General features: G+C 66.7%; 15 protein-coding genes and 1 pseudogene. 8 read left to right on the top strand and 8 right to left on the bottom strand.

Annotated elements, in window-relative coordinates:
- Positions 1–59: 59 nt before the first annotated feature.
- On the bottom strand, positions 60–203 hold the full coding sequence (locus AC0I8G_RS23270; RefSeq protein WP_471732074.1) for a hypothetical protein: 144 nt from the start codon (positions 201–203) through the stop codon (positions 60–62).
- Positions 204–475: 272 nt separating this feature from the next.
- On the opposite strand from AC0I8G_RS23270, the gene AC0I8G_RS23265 reads away from it, so the two are divergent.
- The 5 genes from AC0I8G_RS23265 to AC0I8G_RS23245 all read left to right on the top strand — a co-directional run bounded on the left by AC0I8G_RS23265 (position 476) and on the right by AC0I8G_RS23245 (position 4604).
- Positions 476–754 (top strand): cold-shock protein, encoded by a 279-nt coding sequence (locus AC0I8G_RS23265; protein WP_471732073.1) that lies wholly within the window; start codon positions 476–478, stop codon positions 752–754.
- A gap of 271 nt (positions 755–1025) precedes the next feature.
- Complete coding sequence (locus AC0I8G_RS23260) at positions 1026–1742, top strand: response regulator (protein ID WP_471732072.1); 717 nt, start codon at positions 1026–1028, stop codon at positions 1740–1742.
- Positions 1739–3022 (top strand): sensor histidine kinase, encoded by a 1284-nt coding sequence (locus AC0I8G_RS23255; RefSeq protein WP_471732071.1) that lies wholly within the window; start codon positions 1739–1741, stop codon positions 3020–3022. Before AC0I8G_RS23260 ends, AC0I8G_RS23255 begins: the two co-directional genes overlap by 4 nt.
- Positions 3023–3065: 43 nt before the next feature.
- Entirely contained in the window at positions 3066–4199 is a 1134-nt protein-coding gene (locus tag AC0I8G_RS23250; RefSeq protein ID WP_471732070.1) for a sensor histidine kinase, read from the top strand.
- A 69-nt stretch (positions 4200–4268) separates the two neighbouring features.
- Positions 4269–4604 carry a hypothetical protein gene (locus tag AC0I8G_RS23245; protein WP_471732069.1) on the top strand — a complete coding sequence of 112 codons (336 nt, stop codon included), beginning with the start codon at positions 4269–4271 and terminating at the stop codon, positions 4602–4604.
- A gap of 321 nt (positions 4605–4925) precedes the next feature.
- Here AC0I8G_RS23245 and AC0I8G_RS23240 read toward each other — a convergent pair whose 3' ends face one another.
- Positions 4926–5903 carry a glycosyl hydrolase gene (locus tag AC0I8G_RS23240; protein ID WP_471732068.1) on the bottom strand — a complete coding sequence of 326 codons (978 nt, stop codon included), beginning with the start codon at positions 5901–5903 and terminating at the stop codon, positions 4926–4928.
- 1146 nt (positions 5904–7049) lie between these two features.
- Here AC0I8G_RS23240 and AC0I8G_RS23235 point away from each other — a divergent pair.
- The gene (locus tag AC0I8G_RS23235; protein ID WP_471732067.1) at positions 7050–8519 is read left to right on the top strand and encodes an IS1380 family transposase; all 1470 of its coding nucleotides are present in this window, start codon (positions 7050–7052) and stop codon (positions 8517–8519) included.
- A 983-nt stretch (positions 8520–9502) separates the two neighbouring features.
- On the opposite strand, the gene AC0I8G_RS23230 is transcribed toward AC0I8G_RS23235, so the two are convergent.
- Positions 9503–11101, bottom strand: a complete 1599-nt coding sequence (locus tag AC0I8G_RS23230) for a methyl-accepting chemotaxis protein (RefSeq protein WP_471732066.1) — start codon at positions 11099–11101, stop codon at positions 9503–9505.
- 288 nt (positions 11102–11389) lie between these two features.
- Here AC0I8G_RS23230 and AC0I8G_RS23225 point away from each other — a divergent pair.
- Positions 11390–11863: pseudogene (locus AC0I8G_RS23225) on the top strand (leucine zipper domain-containing protein); the annotation flags it as partial.
- A gap of 476 nt (positions 11864–12339) precedes the next feature.
- Here AC0I8G_RS23225 and AC0I8G_RS23220 read toward each other — a convergent pair.
- From AC0I8G_RS23220 to AC0I8G_RS23200, 5 genes are all read right to left on the bottom strand, one after another.
- Entirely contained in the window at positions 12340–13212 is an 873-nt protein-coding gene (locus AC0I8G_RS23220; RefSeq protein ID WP_471732076.1) for an HARBI1 family protein, read from the bottom strand.
- A gap of 301 nt (positions 13213–13513) precedes the next feature.
- Positions 13514–15400, bottom strand: a complete 1887-nt coding sequence (locus AC0I8G_RS23215; RefSeq protein WP_471732065.1) for a glycoside hydrolase family 127 protein — start codon at positions 15398–15400, stop codon at positions 13514–13516.
- A 748-nt stretch (positions 15401–16148) separates the two neighbouring features.
- Positions 16149–16754 carry a carbohydrate ABC transporter permease gene (locus AC0I8G_RS23210; protein WP_471732064.1) on the bottom strand — a complete coding sequence of 202 codons (606 nt, stop codon included), beginning with the start codon at positions 16752–16754 and terminating at the stop codon, positions 16149–16151.
- Between the two features lie 290 nt (positions 16755–17044).
- Positions 17045–17872, bottom strand: a complete 828-nt coding sequence (locus AC0I8G_RS23205) for a carbohydrate ABC transporter permease (RefSeq protein ID WP_471732063.1) — start codon at positions 17870–17872, stop codon at positions 17045–17047.
- A gap of 154 nt (positions 17873–18026) precedes the next feature.
- Positions 18027–19448: an extracellular solute-binding protein gene (locus AC0I8G_RS23200; protein WP_471732062.1), complete on the bottom strand. Its 1422-nt coding sequence runs from the start codon at positions 19446–19448 to the stop codon at positions 18027–18029.
- A gap of 333 nt (positions 19449–19781) precedes the next feature.
- Between AC0I8G_RS23200 and AC0I8G_RS23195 the strand changes: the two genes are divergently transcribed.
- Positions 19782–20768: a LacI family DNA-binding transcriptional regulator gene (locus tag AC0I8G_RS23195; RefSeq protein ID WP_471732061.1), complete on the top strand. Its 987-nt coding sequence runs from the start codon at positions 19782–19784 to the stop codon at positions 20766–20768.
- Positions 20769–20861 lie beyond the last annotated feature (93 nt).

The following is a 20861-nucleotide window of genomic DNA, read 5'->3' as shown; positions in this document are numbered from 1 at the left end:
TCGGGTTTGGGACGTCCGGTCCGAGGCATGCGACGAACCTACGACTTATCGAGCGAAACTCAAGTGCGGGACACTAGAGCCTCGACGGGGATCGAGCCGTCGTTGGTGTCGTACCAGCCGAACGCCGCGTACGGGCTCGAGGCGACCAAAGCGACACCGACCAAGACGAGCAGGATGCCCGTCGCGGCGAGCAGGGTCGTCACGCGGGCCGTCTCACGGAGGAAAGATCGCAGCCACTGCGTTCGGAGGGAGACCCTGCGTCGTCGGTCAGGCCGCCGTTCGGGTGCCTCGGAGGACCCATCGGTGCTGGTATCGAGTCGCGGACCTCACAGACATCCCGCGGTGCGCGCTGTCGCAGGTGGGTGAGACATCGCGGTCACGACGAAGAGCAGACACTCGAAAGTACCGAGGAATAGGCAGACGCATCGCTGCTGAAACGGCGTGAGCTCGCTGGCTCTTACGGCAAGCTGTGGTGATGGCATACGGCGTGGTCAAGTGGCTCAAAGCAGAGAAGGGGACCGGCGCCATCAGCTGCAGCGAACTTCCACCGGGCCGCGACGCCTGGGTGCACTACAGCATGATCGAAGGTAAGGGGTTCCGGTCTTTCGAGGCCGGTGACGCGGTGAAGTTTGACTACAAAGCCGCCCAGCAGGACAGCTTCGACTACCGCGCCACCCGCGTGCGCCGTCTCCCTCCCGAGGAAACGCCACCTCCGGCGGGACTGTCTCCGCAACCCAAGCCTGGGCGCCACTGACGTCCGCAGGCCAGCCTCCCGCATCAGGCTCGACGGGGTTCTCGACGGGCAGGGAGCGGGCGGGGCGGAGCCACGACAACGATCGACCCGCCGGGCCAGCCGACCCGTCCCCCCCAGACCGCGAGTCGGCCGGCGACCCCCAGGGCAACCTGCAGCAAGCCTGCCCACCGCCCCCCCACCGTCGGCATCCGCCGATGGTGCACTCCTCCACCGGCCCTACCCCTCCTTCAGGAGGGGTAGGGCGCGGGCCCTCTGTGGCGATACTGGAAGCATGACCGGCCCTGCATGGCCCCCGGCGCCATCATCCGGTGCCCCCAACGACCCCCACCACGACCCCGACGCAGTCCGGGTGCTCGTCGTCGACGACGAACCCCTCGTACGGTCCGGCCTAACAGCGATCCTCTCCTCCGCCCCGGACCTGCACGTCGTCGCCGCCGTCAGCGGTGTCGACGCGCTGGACGTCGTGCGGCGCTACCGCCTCCACGTCTGCCTCCTCGACATCCGGATGCCTGAGGTGGACGGGATGAGCGTCCTGGCCGGAATCCGGCACCTGCCCCGCCGGCCCGCCGTGGCGATGCTCACCACCTTCCACGCCGACGAGAAGGTCGCACAGGCCCTGGCGGCCGGGGCGGACGGCTACCTGCTCAAGGACACCGACCCCGACCAGCTGATCGAACACGTCCGGGCCCTCGCGCGGGGGGCCTCCGTCCTCTCCTCCGGCGTGACAGCCGCCGTCGTCGAGGGGTTCCTGCGCTCACGTGCATCGGTCCCGGCCCGGGTATCGCTGCAGCGCCTGACGCGGCGGGAGCTGCAGGTGCTGACCCTGCTGGCCCGGGGGGCGCAGAACGCCGAGATCGCCGAGGACCTGTTCGTCTCGGTGCCCACCGTCAAGGAGCACGTGGGCGCCGTCCTGGCCAAGCTGCAGGTGAGCAACCGGGTCCAGGCGGCCGTCCTCGCGGTCCGGGCCGGGCTGGTCGAGGAGACGTGACGTCTACAGCGCTCACGCGGCGGGCACAGCGGGGACGGTGGTCGCGGTGGTCGGGGGTCCTGGTCGAGCACCCCGCCGCCCGGGTCGGCGTCGACCTCGGGCTGCTCGTGCTGTGCTGGCTGGACGGTTTCAGCAACCAGACGGTCGGCTGGAACCGTCCCTTCGTGCTGTCGTGCCTGGCCCTGATCGCGGTCCTGGCCCGACGGCGGTTCCCGCTGGCGGCCTTCCTGCTGGGGGCGCCCGCCCTGGGGTGGGCGCAGAGTCAGCTGGCCCCGGCGGTGCTGGCGCACAGCCTGGGGCGGCGCTCCACAGGGCAGCGACACCGCGGGCCCGTCGTCGTGACCGCACTCGTGCTCGCGCTGTGCATCAATGCCTGGCCCATCATCGATCCCGACCCCGGCATGTGGCGGGCAAACGGTGCTGCGCTGCTGCAGATAACGGCCGTCCTGGGCGGGGCCGCCGCGTTGGGGGCCTACCGCGTCGCCCGGGCCGAGGCCGCGTACCGCCTGCAGGAACTGCTGGCCGCCCGCGCGCACGAGACCCACCTCGTCGACACCGCGGCCCGGACGGAGGAACGCACCCGGCTGGCGCGCGAGATGCACGACATCGTCTCCCACCAGGTTTCACTCATCGCCATCCAGGCCGGTGCCCTGCGGGTGGGGGCCCCGTCGCCGCAGGTGCGGTCGGCGGCCGAGCAGATCCGGGTGCTGGCCGCCCGGACCACCGACGAACTGCGCCAGATGCTCACCGCGTTGCGCGGCGACATCACCGGGGGCGGCGACCAGCCGGTGCGCCCTCCGGGGCAGACGGCTGACCTGCCGCGGCTCTGGGCGGAGAGCGGCCTCGAAGGCTCCCTCCAGATCGATCCCGCTGTCCTCGAAGGCGTCTCGGATAGCTTGCAGGGCACGGTTTTCCGCGTCATCCAGGAGGGGCTGGCCAACGCACGCCGGCACGCACCCGGGGCGCGGGTGCACGTGCGGGTCCAGCGTGAGGCCCGGCGCGTGTCCGTCCAGGTGCAGAACGAAGTGCCGCCCGTCCCCGCGGGGGGAACGCAGGGGGACACACAGGTGGGAACGCAGGGGGGAACGCAGGGGGGAACGGCGCCGGGTGCCGGCACCAGGGGGACCGGCCTCGGGCTCGTCGGGGTGGAGGAGCGGGTGGCGGCCTCGCAGGGCGTCTACTCAGCGGGGCGCACCTCGGACGGGGGTTTCCGCCTCCAGGCCGAGTTCCCCGTCCCCAGCGTGGCACCCGTCTCAATCCCGGGTGGCGCGCAGTCGTGAACCTGTCGTGAACCGTCTCTCCCCGCGCCGGAGGCGGTGGGTCGTGGACGCCGCGCTCGTCCTGGTCTCCGTGGCCGACGCGTTCTCGAAGGGCGTGAACTTCGGCTGGCCCACCGCGATGTGGTTGTCGGTGGCTGCCGTGCTCGGGGTGCTGCTGCGCCGCCGGTGGCCGTTGCCAGCCCTGCTGCTGTCGCTGCCCGCGATGTTCTGGTCGGCCCAGCAGGTCGCACCCGCGATCCTGCTGGCGAACTACACCTACCGACGGCGGCGGTTCGTCCTGGCGACGATCGTGGGGATCGTCGTGGTGCTGACGGCCGCGAACGCCATCACGTTCTGGTACACCGGGCCCGGCTGGTTCATGATCAACCTGCAGTCGGCCATCTACTTCGCCGGCTTCGTCGGCGGTGCTGGCCTGCTGGGCCACCTTCGCCGCATCCGCGGTGAGCAGCGCCGGCAGCTGGAGGAGCTGCGCGAGAGCCGCCGTCGTGAGCAACTGCTCAGCGAGCGCGCCGCCCGTATGGACGAACGTGCACTGCTGGCGCGGGAGATGCACGATGTCGTCTCCCACCAGATCTCGCTGATCGCCCTGCAGGCCGGAGCACTACGCGTCTCCGACGGCGCGGGGGACCTCGGAGAGGTCCACGCGACGGCGGAGGTCATCCGCAACCTCGCGGTGCAGGCCAACGACGAGCTGCGTCAGGTGCTGGGTGCTCTCACCAGCGAGGAGGTCGCGGCGGCGCTGGACGCGGATCACACCATCCATGACATCACCCGGTTGTGGCAGGTGGCCGACGTCCCCGGAGAACTCGACCTGCCAACGTTGCAGGCCGTCCGGGACGTGCCCGCTCCCGTCCAGCGAGCCGCCTACCGCATCGTCCAGGAGGCGCTGACCAACGTCCGCAAGCACGCCGACGGGTCGCGGGTGGACGTCCGCGTGGAACTGGTGGGACTGCCGGGCCACCACCCCGGCGTTCGACTGCGGGTGTCGAACTCCACGACGGGCGGGGAGGCCCGACCCGGTGGGGGATGCGGTCTGCCCACCGGCGGAGCGGGTCTGCCCGGCATCACCGAACGCGCACGGGTCTTGGGCGGCTGGTTGCACGCCGGCCCGACGGCCGACGGGGGTTTCCTCGTGCAGGCCCTCGTGCCGTTCCCGCACAGCGATCCACCCGTCTGAACCAGGACCGCTATCGAGCCCCTCCGAAAGGAGGGGGTGCAGCCGAACCGTAGTGGCGAGGATGGTCGCGTGGACGACGTCGAGAACTCTGCGCAGCACAAGACCCTCCGCTTGAGCGAGCTGCAGGTCGCGGTGCTGCGATTGGCGGGCAAGCAGCAGGGTGACCTTGCGGCCGCCGAGAGCCTGCGCACCCTTGCCGAACCGTCTCGTGTGCGGGCCGCGGTGCTGCATCTGCGCCGGCACCGACTGCTTGGCCGGCTGGAGTACGCCGACGAGAGCATGGTCCGACCCGGGTCGTCATCAGCGCCGGCGGCCGTCGCTTCCTGGCGCAGTGCCGGACCGGGCAGTGACGCGCCAGGACCTGGAGTCCGTAGAGCGTCTGTACGTCGTCGTGCAGCCAGATGAGATGCTGGCGTTGTGGTCCACGACCACCCGGCGGCTCGTGGTGCGTGACGGGAGCGAGGAAGAGACCATCGAGCACCTGATCTCCTGCTACGAGGGGCAGAACTCGTCCACTGGTTCCGGATCCAACGGTTCCGGCGCAGGCAGTTCTGCAGCAGAGGGTCCTGCGAGAGGTCCGGCCGACGAGGATCACCTGCGCCGGTCCCGTCAGGCCGCGCGCTGGACCATCAGCCGAGCCCGTCAAGGTCTGCAGCCCCGGGGCAGCGCGCCCCACTGGAAGGAGGCGGTGCACGCCAGCATCTCCGCTCCACTCAGCTGAGTGGCTCAGCGCTCGAGGCCGGCGATGGAGCGGCGGAACTCGGCCAGGCCCTGCGGGGCACCGGTGAGCGTCATGCCGATCCCGCCGTCAGGGTAGTTCGCGTAGGCCGTGTAGAGGGTAGGGTTCTGCGCCACGACGGATCCCATCTGATGCACGAACCACGCGTTGTCCCACCCCCCGGCCGAACCTCCCTCATCACCCGACATGGCCCACTCCCCCACCGACAACGGCAAACCGTCGCGCCGGGCCAGTTCCAAGCAGTCGCGCAGCGAGTTCGGCATGGCGAACAACGATCTCCACCGCCTCTGGTACCAGTTGCTCACCTCGCCCGGGGTCGCACCGGTTGGTGGCCGGGAACGGTCGAAACCCGGGATCCACCGGTCGTAGACGTCGACACCGATCGCGTCGACATGGTCCCGCCCGGGGTACCAGTCCGTCAGCGGCCGCCAGCTGCCGTCGTCCCGGTGGGCGTCGCCGCTCCCGGCGTTGACGTTGAAGTCGATGAAGAACTCCGCGCCGGGTACGGACCGCAGGACATCCACGACCCGCCGGAAGTAAGCCCGCCACGCGGTGACCTGCGCGTCGTGGGTGCCGACGAAGTTCTCCGGGAACCAGGATCCGTTCGACTCCCAGCCCAGCCGGAGGAGCGAGCGGCCCAGCCCGAGGGAGACGGCCCGTTCGGCGAACGCGCGCCAGTGGGCGTCGAACTCTCCGGCCGCGCCGCGCTCACGCCAGTCAGCCCCCGGGGCGGTCGTCTCGGACAGCGGCACCATGGGCACCGAGAGCACCAGACGGCGGGCCGCGGGATCGGCGCCGACCCACGGCAGAAGTTCCTGACCGGGTGCGGTCAACGGGGACAACCCGGTCAGGTCCTGCCATGAGTAGCGGTCAAGGTAGGTCGCCACGCAGTCCAGCGGTCGCCCCACCGCGCTCTCAAACTCCGTCAGCGCCCACTGGGAGTTCTCGCTCAGGAACGCGCACACCCACCGTGGGTCGTGGCCGGCGGGGACGGGCCAGGGGTGCTCGGCGACCGTGGTGGCCGCGGCCGGGACATCGCCGGTCCGGTCCGAGGCGTTCCCTGAGACGTTGACGACGACAGCAAGTGTCGTGAACGCCGAGACGGTCAGCAGATGTCGACGATGCTTTCTCTGGTGGCCCGCGTCTGGTGCAGCGTTACGAATGGCCGCCACCAGCATTCTCGTCGGGGTCTGCGGCAGAAGTAGGTAAGGGTTCCAGCCCAACGGGATCCGGCCCAACGGGATCCGGCCCAACGGGATCCGGCCCAACGGGATCCGGCCCAACGGGATCCGGCCCAACAGAGTCTGGGACGTCATCGGGGGCCGGGCACGTAGAGTCCAACGTTTCCACCAACCATCGTCCGTAGTTGCTGACGATGACGGATTCAGGCAGCACGTCTGGCGCTGCTCCGCTGTCACCTTCGAGCTCGCGGTATTCCACCGCCCCAAGGAGGTCGTAAGCGTGCAAGAAGTCGATGGCGGCGCGCAACGGTTCAGGTTCGGCGATGCGCCTCAGGGCCGTAGGGCCGATCCAGCCGCCTGGCGCCACGGTCGAGGCGACCCTGAGGATCTGCAGCTGCAGAGATTCCCACCCCTGGGTGGATAGGGACGCGTTCACGATTTCATACTGACCGAGGCGCCGTCGCAACGGTCCCTCCTTTGGGAGGGGTCGACCGGTGTGCGACCAACGCGGTGGTCCTGCGACGGTGCAGGCGGCAGCGTCATCCGGATGACCCTCTGCACCCAACGGAGGGTCTCAGCCACGTGGGTGCTATACGCAAAAGATATCCGACAGGAGCGGTCAGATGAACTGATTAATTGCAACGCAACGGTTTCCATAGAAGTGTGCTCCGCTGCTCGGATACGTACCCATTGCACTAACCTCGCGTCGCTCCCAAATCGGCGCAAACCAGATGGTAAAGAGGGAGTCCTTCTTCACGAGGCCCCCACCGCCAGAAGGCTGTGGCGTGCGCAGGGCGCGAGGACTCAACCTGAATCCACCGCTGGTCGTCGCTGACCACGGGATGACGTGAGGCGGCGGGTGCCTGCTGACCTGCAACGATGGGACTTCTCTAGGGTCCAACGTCGTCTGCCAGGGAAGGCACCCGCCGAATGGAAGTCTCCCACGTCCTGCCCGCCTCGGGCTTGACCTCCTCGATCGTCTTCGATGAGCCGAACCTCATCGCCCACACCGGCCTCATCCCCGCGATGAGCCTGGCCGAGCAGGCCGGGTTGTTCGACCTCGTTCGCGAGCACCTGACCCTGACCGGTCCCGGCGCGGCCTACCCCGCCGAGAAGATCGCCGTCCTCATCGCCGGAATGCTCGCCGGCGCCGACAGCATCGACGACATGGACCTCCTGCGCCATGGCGGGACCAAGAAGATCTTCACCGAACTCCGTGCACCCTCGACGCTGGGGACGTTCCTGCGCAAGTTCACTCACGGCCACGTCCGCCAACTCGACGCCGTCAACTCCCGCTTGCTGATGAATCTTCAAACGACGACGACACAGGCCGGGCAGCCCTTGCTGCCCGACGCGTCCGAACTCGTCTACCTCGACATCGACGACACGATCCGCCAGACCTACGGCTACGCCAAACAGGGCGCGGGATACGGCTACTCAAAGGTGAAGGGATTGAACGCGATGATCCTCACCGCGACGACCCCCACCAGCGCCTCGGTCATCCTCGGCGCCCGACTGCGCAAAGGCTCGACCGCCTCGGCCCGGGGTGCCTCGAAACTTCTGGCCGACGGCCTGGCGACGTTGAAGCGCACCACCGGCTCGAGCACGACCCCGGGCACGAACAGCATTGCGCGGCTGGTCATCGTCCGCGCCGACTCCGCCTACTACAACCACGACGTCGTCGCGACCGCCCGTCGCGCCGGGGCCCGGTTCTCCATCACCACCCGCAGCAATCCCGCGCTCCGACGGGCCATCTCGGCCATCCCCGACGACGCCTGGACGTCGATCAAGTACGCCGATGCGATCTGGGACGAGGAGGACCAGCGGTGGGTGTCCGATGCGGAGGTCGCCGAAACCGTCTACACCGCGTTCACCGGACGGCGGAAGGCCGAACACGTCACCGCCCGATTGATCGTCCGCCGGGTCAAACGCCTCAACCCCACCGCAGGCGCGGGTGCAGGCAACGTGCAGGGCGAACTGTTCGACACCTACCGTTACCACGCGGTGTTCACCGACTCGCCGATGTCGATGCTGATCGCGGAGAAGGCCCACCGCGCGCATGCGATCGTGGAGTCCACGATCGCGGAGTTGAAGGACAACGCGTTGGCGCATCTGCCGTCGGGGAAGTTCCAGGCGAATGCTGCCTGGTTGATGCTGGCCGTGATCGCCCACAACCTCACCCGCACCCTCGCCGCCCTGGCCGGGGCAGGACACCGTCGGGAGCGGATGGCAACGATCCGCCGAAAGTTGATCTCGCTCCCGGCTCGGATCGCGTCTTCAGGTCGCAAACTACGACTGCACGCCCCGCATGGTTGGCGTTGGCAGGCTGGCTTCGACAACGTCCTCGCTGCGATCAAAGCCTTTGCCCGACCGGTCGCGCACCCCCGCCTGCGGACCTGAGCCCGTTCCACCGACCACCAGCCCACCGCGGGCGCGACCCGAAGACAGGAGTGGAAAAGCCGGGCAGACCGGCCGCTGCCGCACGCCCCTGGCCGGGAACCGTCAACAGCGCCCTACGGGCGCCATCGCGTTATCCACAAGCGGTGGATTCAGGCTCAAACACGGTCCGGACGCCTCACAGCACCGACACCGCCACCTCCGCCGTGAGCGCTCTAGATACCTTAATGCAGGCCGCGGGCACCTTGATGAGCGCCGCCTCGGGCACCGAGCCGACCACCCCGTAACCTCCACACCGGTGACGGAGCACCTCAATGCGCGTTCCAGGGCCGCCACGTTGTGTCGGTCGAAGTCAGTAGTCGTCCCCTCCTCAACCTGGCGGGTACACACCGCTCGCGGTGGGCCAGACCGGCGCATTGCGCCTGCAACCGCACCTACGAGAGTCAACGGAAGTCGGGGCAGACCCGTCATCCCGGCGCGGGCGAGCGCATGGTCAGCCCGGTGCGTGCGGGCGCGGGTGGCCAGCCACGAGCTCCGCTGCTGGGGCTGATGGCCTAATGGTGCGGTGACGCGCGGGAGTGGGTTCGGCGTCGAGATTCGCACTCCGCTGTCGACAGGTGGGACACACCCCGCGCCAGGCGAGGCGAGGTCCGCGAACTCTCTTGCCGCACACCGTCCAAGGGCTGGAGCTGTTCGCTGAACGCTCCCGCACCAGGTGGGCGCTGTGACCGCCGCCCCCTCGCCACACCCACCTGCCGCTGACATCAACCACAGAAAGGCGAGCCGGTTGTTCGCTTGTCGAGCCCTCGTGGCTCTCAGGGTTCACCCCGGAGTCAGCCTCAGACACGGCCTCAGACACGGCCTCAGACATGGCTGCACCTGCTTTCACGTAACCCGGCGGCAGTGCCGCCAGGGGATATTCGGCAACGTATTGATTAGGAGAGGCGGGATACAGGTCAAGCCATTGGGAGATCGGCTCTCTGATCTCACAGTCCGGTCCTGGAGAGGGTGAACTGGCTGACGAGCTCGTTAAGCTCGACCGCGGCGCGCGAGACCTCGCCCGCCGTGGTGGCGGTGTGGGTGGCACCGGAGGTGGTCTGATCCGCCGCAGCGGCGATGCCGGAGATGTTCAACGCGATCTCCTGACTCCCCGAGGAGACCTCGGTGACGTTGCGGACCATCTCCGACGTCGTCGCCGACTGCTCCTCCACCGCCGCGGCGATGGTGGCCTGCAGGCCGTCGATGCGGGCGATGACCTCGGTGATCTCCGCGATCGCCGAAGCCGCCTCGGCCGCGTCGGTCTGGGTGGCGTTGACGCGGGTCACGATGGACTCGGTGGCCCGCGCGGTCTGCTGGGCCAGTTCCTTCACCTCCCCGGCGACGACGGCGAAGCCCTTGCCCATCTCCCCGGCACGAGCGGCTTCGATGGTGGCGTTCAGGGCGAGGAGGTTGGTCTGCTCGGCGATGGAGGTGATGAGCTTGACGACGTCGCCGATCTCGCGGGAGGAGGCGGAGAGGCGGTCGAGGGTTTCGCTGGCTCCGGTGGCGGCGTGCACGGCGGAGGCGGCGGTGGCGGAGGCTTCGGCGGTGGAGGTGGCGATCTCGCGGATGGCGGAGGTCATCTGCTCCCCGGCGGCGGCGACGGTGGAGATGTTGGCGGAGATCTCTTCGGTGGCGGCGGAGACGACCTGGGTCTGGGTGGCGGATTCCTCGGCGCCGGAGGAGAGCTGGGTGGCGACGGTGGTGAGTTCCTCGGAGGAGCCGGCGAGGGTGGCGGCGGAGTCGGAGATGCGGCGCATGGTGGTGTTGAGGCGGTCCATGGTCACGTCGACGGCGGCGCCGAGGCGGCCGACCTCGTCCTGGGTGTCGAGGCCCACGCGCTGGTCGAGGCGGCCGTCGGCCAGGCCGAGGACGACGGTGAGGGTGCGGGCCAGAGGACCGGCGATGGAGCGGGCGACGACGGTGGCGACGACGACGGCGATCACGAGGGCGAGGGCACCGATGACCAAGAGCAGGACAACCGCGGCCCGATAGCTCGAGGCGCCATCAGCGGCCATGGTCTGAGCCGCGTTTTGTTCGGTGGCACTGAGCACGTCCAGCTGAGTAGCAAACTGCTTAGCAATCGGCGAGACCGTCTTGTCGCGCGCAGCAAGGAAACCGGCTACATCGTTGGCCTTGACCAACGGAATTTGCGCTTCGCGAGCCGCGCGGTACTGGCTCAGGAGGTCCTCGGCGGTGGCCCGCTCCGCAGTACTGGCCGTGGGGGCGGTCTCCAGGTAGGCCTTCCACGCAGTGTCGTAGGCGGTGTCATCGGTGGCCAGCTGCTGCAGGGCCGTCTCGGTGTCCTGGTCTGTTAGGGCGACTGCAGCGTTGGTGATGTCCTGACGCATGGTGAGGAAGCTCGTCTTGACATCAGCGATGGCTTGGATGGAGCTGATTCCGCTGATGGAAACCCTGGTCAGGTTGGCTTGAGAGGTGCCGAGACGGGAGATCCCGAGCGCGACCACGAACGCCAGCAGGAGGCAGATGACCCCGAAGCTAGCGAACAATTTGGAAGCGACTCTCAGATCGCGCAGCTTGCTCATGGTGGGGCCTCTCATCTAGACAGTGCGTGGCCGCGGCTCTGCATGTGAGCAGTGCCAGCTATGAGAGCCATCGACGGTCCAAGCCCGCACTTGAAAGTAACGGCCCACCTTGAAAAACTTTCCCTTCAGGGTCCCGGCCCAAGGGCCTAGGTGTACTGAGCAGGACGTTAGTGACACGCCAGAGACCGCCAGTCGCTGACGTAAGGAGGATCTCCGAGGACAGTGTGGAGCTGCTGAAGGCGACCACACGCAAACCACTCGGAGGTCCCCGTAGCCCACCGTGACGCCGCCCTGACCCCCGCGCGGAGACTGAAACTGGCCCGGCTCATCATCGATGACCGATGGCCCACCCGCCGCGCTACTGAGTCCTTCCAAGTGTCCTGGCCGACCGCCGCCCGCTGGGCTGACCGCCTTCTGCAGCTACGCGCCGCCGGTGGTCGAGAGGAAGGCGGACTACTCGATTGGTCCTCACGACCGTACCGCAGCCCCACCCGCACCCGGCGGGCCGTGGTGAAGAAGTCCGCACACCTACGCACCACCCGCGGCTGGGAACCCACCCGCATCGGACCCCAGCTAGACCTACCGGTCTCCACCGTCGCCGCGGTCATCACCCGCGAAGGCCTACCGCGGTTATGCGACGTCGCCCTTACCGACCGTCAACGCTTCACCGCGAGGTCCAGCGCTATGAGTATTATGCCGCAGGCGGTCTGGTGCACATCGACGTCAAGAAGATTGGTGTCATCTCCGACCGCGGGCGGCTGACGCTTGGATCTGAACCGTCCTGGCGGGAGCACAACAAGGAGGACTGGTTGACTCAGGTGATCCACGTCCTCCGCGAGCAGTCCTACAGGGGGCGTTGGAACCTACTTCGAGGCACTTTCGCCTAGCTGCTGTTCAAACCCAAGCGCGTGAGCTTCGAGCAGGAGATGTCGTTCTCCACCCCCTGGTCGTCGCGGGCAGCGAAACTCGTCACATCCTTGGACTTACTCAGAACCCGAACAGGCCGCGATCACGCCCGAGGCTTGTCGGTGACTACCCAGACCTACTCACCGACAGCCGCCATGGAAGGCGGCACAGAAGGACCTGCGGATCACCAGTGCACCCCGCATCGCGAAGGTGGCCATTCGAGCCGACATTCGCGCGCCATAGGCATCACCGTCGCTAACATCGCGAGGGACTCGCCTGCAACGTCGGCGACACTGAGCTCTTCTCTGTAGCGGCTTGACGGTAACTGTGCGTCATGTGGTGCGGTCGTGCTCGAGGTGCAGCACGACCAGGACCGCGGCGGTGATGGCGCCGATCCGCCAGGGGCAGAGGGTGACCTTCTGCAAGACGCGGTAGTTCTTCAGCCTGGCGTTGCCTTGCTCAGCACGGGCTCGTACGTGCGCATGGACACGGTTGAAACTACGTTCGGAGACGGTCAGGTCCCCGTCCTTGGGCTGCTTGTTCGGGCAGATGAGCCGGTCGCGTTCGCCTTCGTAGCCCAGGTCGGCGAGGACCTTGTGGTCGGCGGCGGTGAACTCATCCAGCGCGTTGAGGAGATCGGGATGAGTGCGGGCGCAGGTGGTGTCGTGCTCGCGGCCCGGTCGTACCGGCGAGACCCAGATTGGCCAGCCGTCGGGAGCGGTGAGTACCTGGACGTTGCCGCCGTGGCGGCGGTGCATACCTGACCACCAGAGGTCTACTCGCTGCCCTTCGCGCCTGCCTCTTCGCATCGTAGGTCCATGCACGCCAACGCGGTTGGTCGCCACCAGCGTGCCGTCAAGGCTTACATGAGTGTGGCCGGCGGCGTGCGCGGCCAGCAGTACCGAGCGCAGCCCGGGCGCCTGGGCAGCCAGGACGTCGAGGGCCTCGTGCACGTAGCGGTAGGTGGTAGAGGTTCCCATGGCGTTGTCGCGGGCCAGTTGCGACACCCGTACGGCATCGAGTAGGAACCGGCAGATCAGCACCGCCTGAGCGAAGCAGCCCAGCACCCGCCGCCCAGCGCGCGTCCCCACCTTGAATCGGTGACGCAGCAGGAGGGTGGCGATGTGCTGGACGGTGGCCCGGGAGGTGGGCAGTACAGCGGTGTAGGTGACAGGATGAGACACGGTGGAGCTCCGGTGGTGGATGTTGCTGTAGGAAGCCCTCCGTTTACCGGAGTTTCACCTCTACCCGCCACCTCAGCCCTTGCGGCACCACCACCGGCGTCACCGCCCGTGACCGTCAGGCCGCTACTGAGAATGGCTCACTGACCTCATCCCGTCGGACAGAGTTTCCTCGCCGAGACTACACGCGCAGGTACGCATCGGGTTCCGTAGCTGATCTTCCATCGACACCGAAGTCTGGGTCGAGGCGGCACGCGCTCCGCCCGGCTATATGCAGCCCTCTTGCGAGTACAACCGCCCACCCGCCAGGACCAGACACCATTCGTCAGGTTTCTCGCATCCAGACATTCATGCTCGATTGCTCGCGGTTGGCCCACGCGAAGTAGGGCACAGCGCGCAAAGACTGTGCCACGTGAGACGGAGGTTTCTGCCGATACAGACTGTGACTACCCGGCGGGTTGGCATCGACGTAGCCGACGGTAGTCAAGGCGACGAGGCCAGACACATGTTCTGGCTCGATAGCAAACTGTGCGGACCGCGGGAGCACAAGATCCCGCGTCGATCCTGGGTGATCGGCTCCTTCGAAGCAGTAGACGACGGGACCCCTCTGGAGGGCAACCTTGCCGGCGACGGCTGATACGTCGGTATTCGCCCACACCCGAAACTCGCTCACCTCAAGATCGATCTCGACGACGTCGCCACGAGACCAGCGCCGGCGGATCCTGGCGAAACCTTCTTCGGTGATCTTCGCGAGATCGACGGTTTCGTTCCCGATACGCAGGGAGGAGGCCCTAGACCACGCGGGTACGCGCAAGGCGAGGGTCCACTCCGTTCCTTCGTGATCCGGCTCGACGACGATACGGACAGCCCCGTTGAGGGGGTATTCGGTTTCGAGGCGCACAAGCGCACCGCCGCCCGCGATGGTCCGGGCCGATCCAGCGATATACAGGTGAATAGCTAGCTCGTCAGCGCTCTGCCCGTAAGCATAGGTCTGCAACGAGGACAGCAGTCGGGCCAGGTTGGGCGGGCAGCAAGCGACCCCGAACCATTCGTGGCGGTGGAGGGAACCATCGCTCGCGAGTGGATTGCCGTAGAAGTAACAGGTACCGTCGGCTGATCCTCCGGAGAGCACACCATTGTAGAGTGCGCGCTCCAGCGTGTCAGCGTAGTGACCCTGGCCGGTCAGGTTGACCATGCGCTGGGCCCACATCACCAGACCGATCGCCGCGCAGGTCTCGGCGTAGCCATCAGCATCGGGCAGGTCGAAAGCGGGCCCGAAACCCTCGATTGATGGGTCTGACCCGAGCCCACCGGTGACGTACATCTTGGTCTCGGTGGCGGAGTACCACAGGCATTCGGCGACACGCAGAAGGGCCTGGTCGCCGTCCGCGGCGGCAAGATCGGTCATCGCGCACAACATGTACATCGCCCGAACTGCATGGCCGACAATTTCACTCTGTTGGCGCACCGGCAGGTGTGACTGGTTGTACTCGCGAAAGCGCTGACCTTGGTCGCGACGTTGCGGGAAGACGCTGCTGAAGTACCCTTCGTCACCGCGACGGTCTGCTTCTGCTTCGAAGTAGAAGGGCTGGGTACCACGGGCGTCGATCATCCGCCGGGCAAGATTCAGGTATCGCGGTTCCCGGGTGCTACGCGAAAGTTTAATCAGGGCAAGTTCGATCTCCTGGTGCCCGTCGTAACCGCCCTCGCACATCCCATCCGGACCGAACTCACGGTCGACGAGATCGGCGTACTTGCAGACGATGTTGAGCAGAGACGTCTTGGCGGTTGCTGCGTGGTGAGCGACAGCTGCTTCGATGAGGTGCCCGAGGCAGTACAGCTCGTGCGCGTCACGGAGATCACGAAGGCGCCCTTCGGGGCGAACCACGGTGAAGTAGGTGTTGAGGTAGCCGTCGTCACCTTGAGCACCGGCCAGAAGGCCGATAGCTTCATCGACGGACGCTTCGAGGGCTGGATCCGGGTGGCAGGCCAAGGTGTAACTGGCCGCCTCTATCCACTTACCGACGTCGCTCTCCCAGAAGATGTGTGGTTCTTCCATCCCGTGTTGCCACTGCAGACGGAGGGCATCGAACTGTTTGCCCTTCGCTCGCAGCTGCTGCTCCTGTTGAGGCAGAGTGGTCCTACGGACGAGCTCACGGCGTGGCGCCCAGAACGAGTCCTCGATGAGGACATCGCGCAGATCCAGGGGCACCAACCGGGCTGAGAGTCTCGTCGACAGCGGCGGCGCTGTCGCCGGATGGTGCCCTGTACTGGAGCACGGTTCAGAAGTGGTGGCCACGGGAGGTTCTCCAGGGGAATCGGTGCGCCAGGACGAAGGCACAGGATGGTCAAGCGGGTGCCGCTGACGACGCGGTGGAAGTACGAATCGCTCTCGCTCGGCGTGGGATCGCCCAACAAAGGGTTCTGGTGAAGACGCCCACACTGACGGGCAGTACGGCGGGGAGGACCACGGTGGCCGCGAGGAGAGCGGTGCCCGACAGCAGCGCCACGGACATGCGGTGCGGGCGAGAAGCAGTCAGCACGGCAGATCGGACGAGCAACGACCGCAGACTGTCCTCACATCCGATTCGGCATGCGGCCATCAGGGTTACCGTCGGGGTGACGAGGCCTAGAGACACTCCCGCCGCGAGGACACCAGTGCGCAACGGCGTCAGAGGCTCACCCAACGCCCATACGACGTCGAGGAGTGACAGCGCACTCGCAGGTACGGCGATGAGGGCGAGAAGCGCACCGAGTCGCATCCGGGCACGCAGCGCTTGCCCGTACCTCAGGACGAGACTCCCCGCGCTGTCACGATCTTCCAGAACGTAAGCTGCCGCCGCGATCGCGGCAGGGGCGGTCAGGACCGGCAATGCGGTGATCGTGGCCAGCAAGCCCACTGTGACCGTGTTCGCGACCCATTTCAAAGCTAGCGACGTCCGCCCGTCATCCTTCACCGCTCAGCCTTTCAGGCCGGACAGGGCAAGGTTTTCCATGATGGCTCGTTGAGCCAGCGCGAACAGGAGCATGATCGGGAGGATGACGAGCAGGGAGGCCGCCATGAGGTAGCCCCACTGGCTGCTGTAGAGCGAGCGGAAGGAGGCCAGCCCCAGGGACAAGGTGAACTTGTCCGGGTCGGAGAGGTAGATCAGCGGGTTGAGCAGGTCGTTCCACACGCCGATGGTGGTGAAGATCCCCACCAGGGTCAACGGCCCCTTGTTCAGGGGAAGGGCGATGCGCCAGAACACCGTCCAGGGGGAACCTCCGTCGACGTACATCGCGTTGTCCAGGTCAACGGGCATCTGAGCGAAGAACTGGCGCAACATGAAGATATTGAACGCCGCGCCGGCCGCGAACCACGGCGGCAGAGCCAGCGGAACGTAAGTGTTGGTCAGGCCCAGTTCCTGCCAGCCGATGAATGAGGGGATCAACGTCGCTGCGTACGGCAGCATCAGACCACTCATGAGGGCGGCGAAACAGACGTCACGACCACGCCAAGCCAGGCGGGAGAACGCGAACGCGGCAGCTGAGGAACTCAACAGGGCTCCAGGGACGATGAGCACCACCAGCAGTAGCGTGTTACCGGCGTACCTCAGGAAAGGCACAGCAGTCAGGGCGCCTGAGAAGTTGGACCACATGAACGGGTCCGGGATCCAGTCAGGAGGGTAGGAGAAGATTTGTTCGGTACCCATCAGGGAACTACGGATGAGCCACACGAAGGGCATCAAGCACAAAACGACGAGGAGGCCGAGCACCGCGTAGACGCACACTCTGCCCAGTCCGCCGGCGCGAGGTTTCGTCGGGGCCGTTGCCGGTGCTGATGGGGGTGTCGAGACGGGAACGGTGCTCGCATCCATCACTTCAGCCCTTCGGTGTGGACCCAGTATCGGGCGGTGCGGAAGACCAGGAAGGTGGTTGCGACGATGACCAGGAACAGGATCCAGGCCATGGCGGAGGCGTAGCCCAACTGTCCCTCGGTGAACGCCTTCGTGTAGAGGTAAAAGACGTAGAACAAAGTGGCGTCGTTGGGACCACCGTTGGTGATGATGTAGGCGCTGTCGAAGTTCTGCACGGCCGCGATGAGTCCGGTGACGAGGTTGAACAGCACGATGGGACTGATCTGGGGCAGCGTGATGTGCCAGGTGCGCCGGAACGCTCCCGCTCCGTCCATCTCCGCGGCTTCCATGAGTTCTCGCGGGATACCCATCAATGCGGCCAGGAAGATCAACGCCATGTTGCCGAAACCCCATACCGCCACCAAGGCGATGGAGGGAAGGGCGCTGGATTCTCCGTAGATCCACTGCGAGGTCGGCAGGCCCACGGCGCGCAGAGCGGAGTTGAGCAGGCCTGCTGTCGGGTCGAACATCCACAGCCAGAGAACGGCCGTGGCCACCGGCGGTACGAGCACCGGTAAGTAGAAGATGGTGCGGAAGAACCCTCGGCCCCTCTGGACCCGGTTCATCAGCACCGCGACGAAGAACGCCACCACTACGGTGCCGGGCACGGCCAGGGCCGCGTAGAGGAACGTGGCCTTTAGCGCGTTGAAGAACCGAGGATCGGCGAAGATGGCCTCGTAATTTGCGGTACCGACGAACTGCGGGGACGCTCCGATGGACCAGTTGGTCAGGCCGATGACCAACGAGGCCAGCATAGGGCCCACCGTGAAGACCGCGAAGCCGATCACGGCGGGTGCCGCGAACGCGTGACCCCAGCGCGACTGCTGGCGAGACAGCGCCCCCGCGGGCCGGCGGGATCCTCGAGCACGGGCCGGCCCGCGTGCCGTTCCGGGCGGGTGGCGGGGCCCCTGGACGGGTGCATCGGTGCTGGTCATGTCCGCGTCAGACTTTCTGGTCCAGATAGGCACCCTTGAGCTGGCCGTTGACGGTCTGGGCCAGTTGCTTCACTTTCGCCGTCACGTCGCCGCGGCTGGCCATGATGGGGCCGATAGCGTTGGTGATGGTCGTCGCTACGGTGGTGAACTCTTTGATCTTGTAGGAGGGGTAGGCCACTCCCCCGCTGATGACGGTGTCGATGACCGCGGTGCGGAACCCCGCAGGATGCGCCCCACCACCGGTCCACTGCGCGATCTTGGCTTCGTCGGTGTAGTACTCCTGGATGGCTGGCATCCACAGACCGGCTGAGTACAGGTCCACCTTGGTGGGGTCAGCCAATTCGTCCATGAGCTGTAGTGCGAAGTCCTGGTGCTTGCTGGCGGTGAAGGCCGCCGTCGCGCCGGACAGGGTCGTGGTGACGTAGTCCTGGTACACCGGCAACACACCGACGTCGTAGTTGACTTTCGACGCGGCCAGGTCCAGCAGTCCCCAGGTGCCGTCGATGACCATCGCGACCCGCCCACTGGCCAACAGCAGCGAACTGCTGGCGCCGAAGGTGGTGGCCTGTGCAGGGGTCGGTGAAACCCGGTGCTCGTTGATCAGGTCAGAGATGTCCTGCAGGACCTTCACGGCGTCAGGGGTGTCGAGGTTGGTGGCGGTGCCCTCCTCGTTGAAGAGATCCACGCCGTTGGACTTCAGCAGCGCGAACAGCTGGGGAACCCCGGTGGGTGCAGCCATGCCGTAGCGCTGGACGTCGTCGGCCGAGAAACCCGACTCCGAGGGGTGACGCCCATTGGAGTCCACCGTCAGGGCGTCTGCGGCCTGGACCATCGCCTCCCAGCTCCACGCCTCCCCGGCGGTGGCCGGGACGCTCACAGCGGCCTTGCCGGCAGCGTCGGCGTCGTAGAAGAGCGTCATCGACTCCTGACAGGTCTGGGCGACGGCTTCGGTGTCGGAGTACCAGTGCAGTGCCTGGGGGAGGTAGTTGGCGAAGGAAGGACGATCCGCAATGTTGACGAGCTTGCCCTGTTCCCCCAGCCGCATGGCCATGGACTCCGTGAGATACCCGGCGTCGGGGGGTGTGTTGGCCGCGATCAGCGTGTTGATCTTGGTTTCGTAGTTGGTGGGGATGGACTGCGGCTTCGCCGTCAGGCTCGCAGCTCCCGCAGCGGCAGACAGGACCTTGGTCACCGCGTCCTTCTCCGCACCGGTTCCCCAGAAGGTGAAGACGAAGTCGGTGCTGGAGCCCTTGGCCGCCTGAGAACTGCAGCCGGCGAGCCCTAGGCCGGCGACGGCCATCCCCATGGCGCTCAAGCCCAGGAAGCGACGGCGGTCGTGACTGCTCAGGTTGAGCAAGAGGTCGCTGCCGGCGGCTGAGTCATCGTTTCGGTGATGGTTGGTGTGCAGGGAGTTAACTCGAGTGCTCATGGAACACGTCCTCGCATGTCAGCGTGTACGGGAGACTTGCAGAGAGGCACAGGCTTCCCAGTGACGGCTGGCAGACCTGGCAATGGTGCGCGGACTGAGGTGGAGCGGCATCGCTCTGTCAGTGGTCCGAAACGGCTTTCGGAATAGGGACGTTAGGCCTCGCACAGGAAATCTGTCAAGGGGTACCATCCACTTGACCTGCACGAAATCGATTCAGGTCAATGGGTGCACAGTCGCTGGTGGGTGCACAGTCAGTAGGCACGGAAAAGATCGAGGGGACCGATGACGTCGTCAGGCAAGGGACCAGCAGGACGAGCCGCCACCTTGGCCGATGTGGCCAAGGCCGCCGGCGTCTCCCTCGCTACCGCTTCCAAGGCGCTCAATGGTCGCCCGGACGTCGGTCAGGTCACGCGCGTCCGGGTCATGCAGGTAGCGCAGGACCTGGAATTCGCCCCCAACGAGCTCGCCCGGAGCCTGTCCTCGGGACGCACCGGATCGATGGGCATCCTCACCGATGACTTGGAAGGGCGTTTCGCCCTTCCAGTCATGATCGGCGCCGAGGACGCGCTCGGCGAGGCACAGACCATTGCGCTACTGGCCAACAGTCGAGGCCGGCAGGATCTCGAGCAGCGACACCTGACGGCCCTTCTAGGTCGCCGCATCGATGGACTGCTGCTGGTGGGCCGAGGCCCGGAAGAGCGCGACCCCTTGCATACGCCTGCGGGTATCTCCACGGTCTACGCCTATGCCCCATCCAGTAGTCCTGACGACCTGTCCTTCGTCTGCGACCACCTCGGCAGTGGCGTCGTGGCCACCGAACACCTCATCGGCTTGGGTTGCCGCCGCATCGCCCATGTGGGTGGGCCCCTGCAAAATGGGGCAATCGGTCGAGAGGCAGCTCGCCTTCGAGCCGAAGGCACGATGAGCGCGCTCGCAGCACACGACCTCCCCATCGTCGCAGGCGCACCTTTGCATGGCGATTGGCTCGAGCAGTGGGGCTGGGAGGCGACTGATCGACTCCTTCAGACCGAAGAGCTTGATGGCCTCGTCTGTGGCAACGATCAGATCGCGCGGGGCGCCATCGACCTGCTGCTGCACCGTGGTCTGCAGGTCCCAGCGGACGTGGCGGTCGTCGGTTTTGACAACGCGGCCCAGATGTCGAGCCTGGGTCGCCTCCCCCAAACGACCATCGACATGGACCTGTACAGCCTCGGACAAACTGCAGCACGAGCCTTGCTCAATCCCGGCTCCTGGCGGCCAGGCCACCACGCGCTTCCCGGCTATCTGGTCCCTCGAGCCTCCACTGGTCCCAGATTGTAAGGCTCTTCAGACCGAGTAGTCGACGGCCTTCGACGGCCTTCGACGGCCTTCGACGGGAGTGTCGGCCAGCGGCGCAGCGACCTGTTCGCTCGC

The sequence above is a fragment of the Kineococcus sp. AC630 genome, assembly GCF_979255925.1.
The sequence above is the reverse complement of the archived record's forward strand: the minus strand, read 5'-3'. Positions and strand labels throughout refer to the sequence as shown.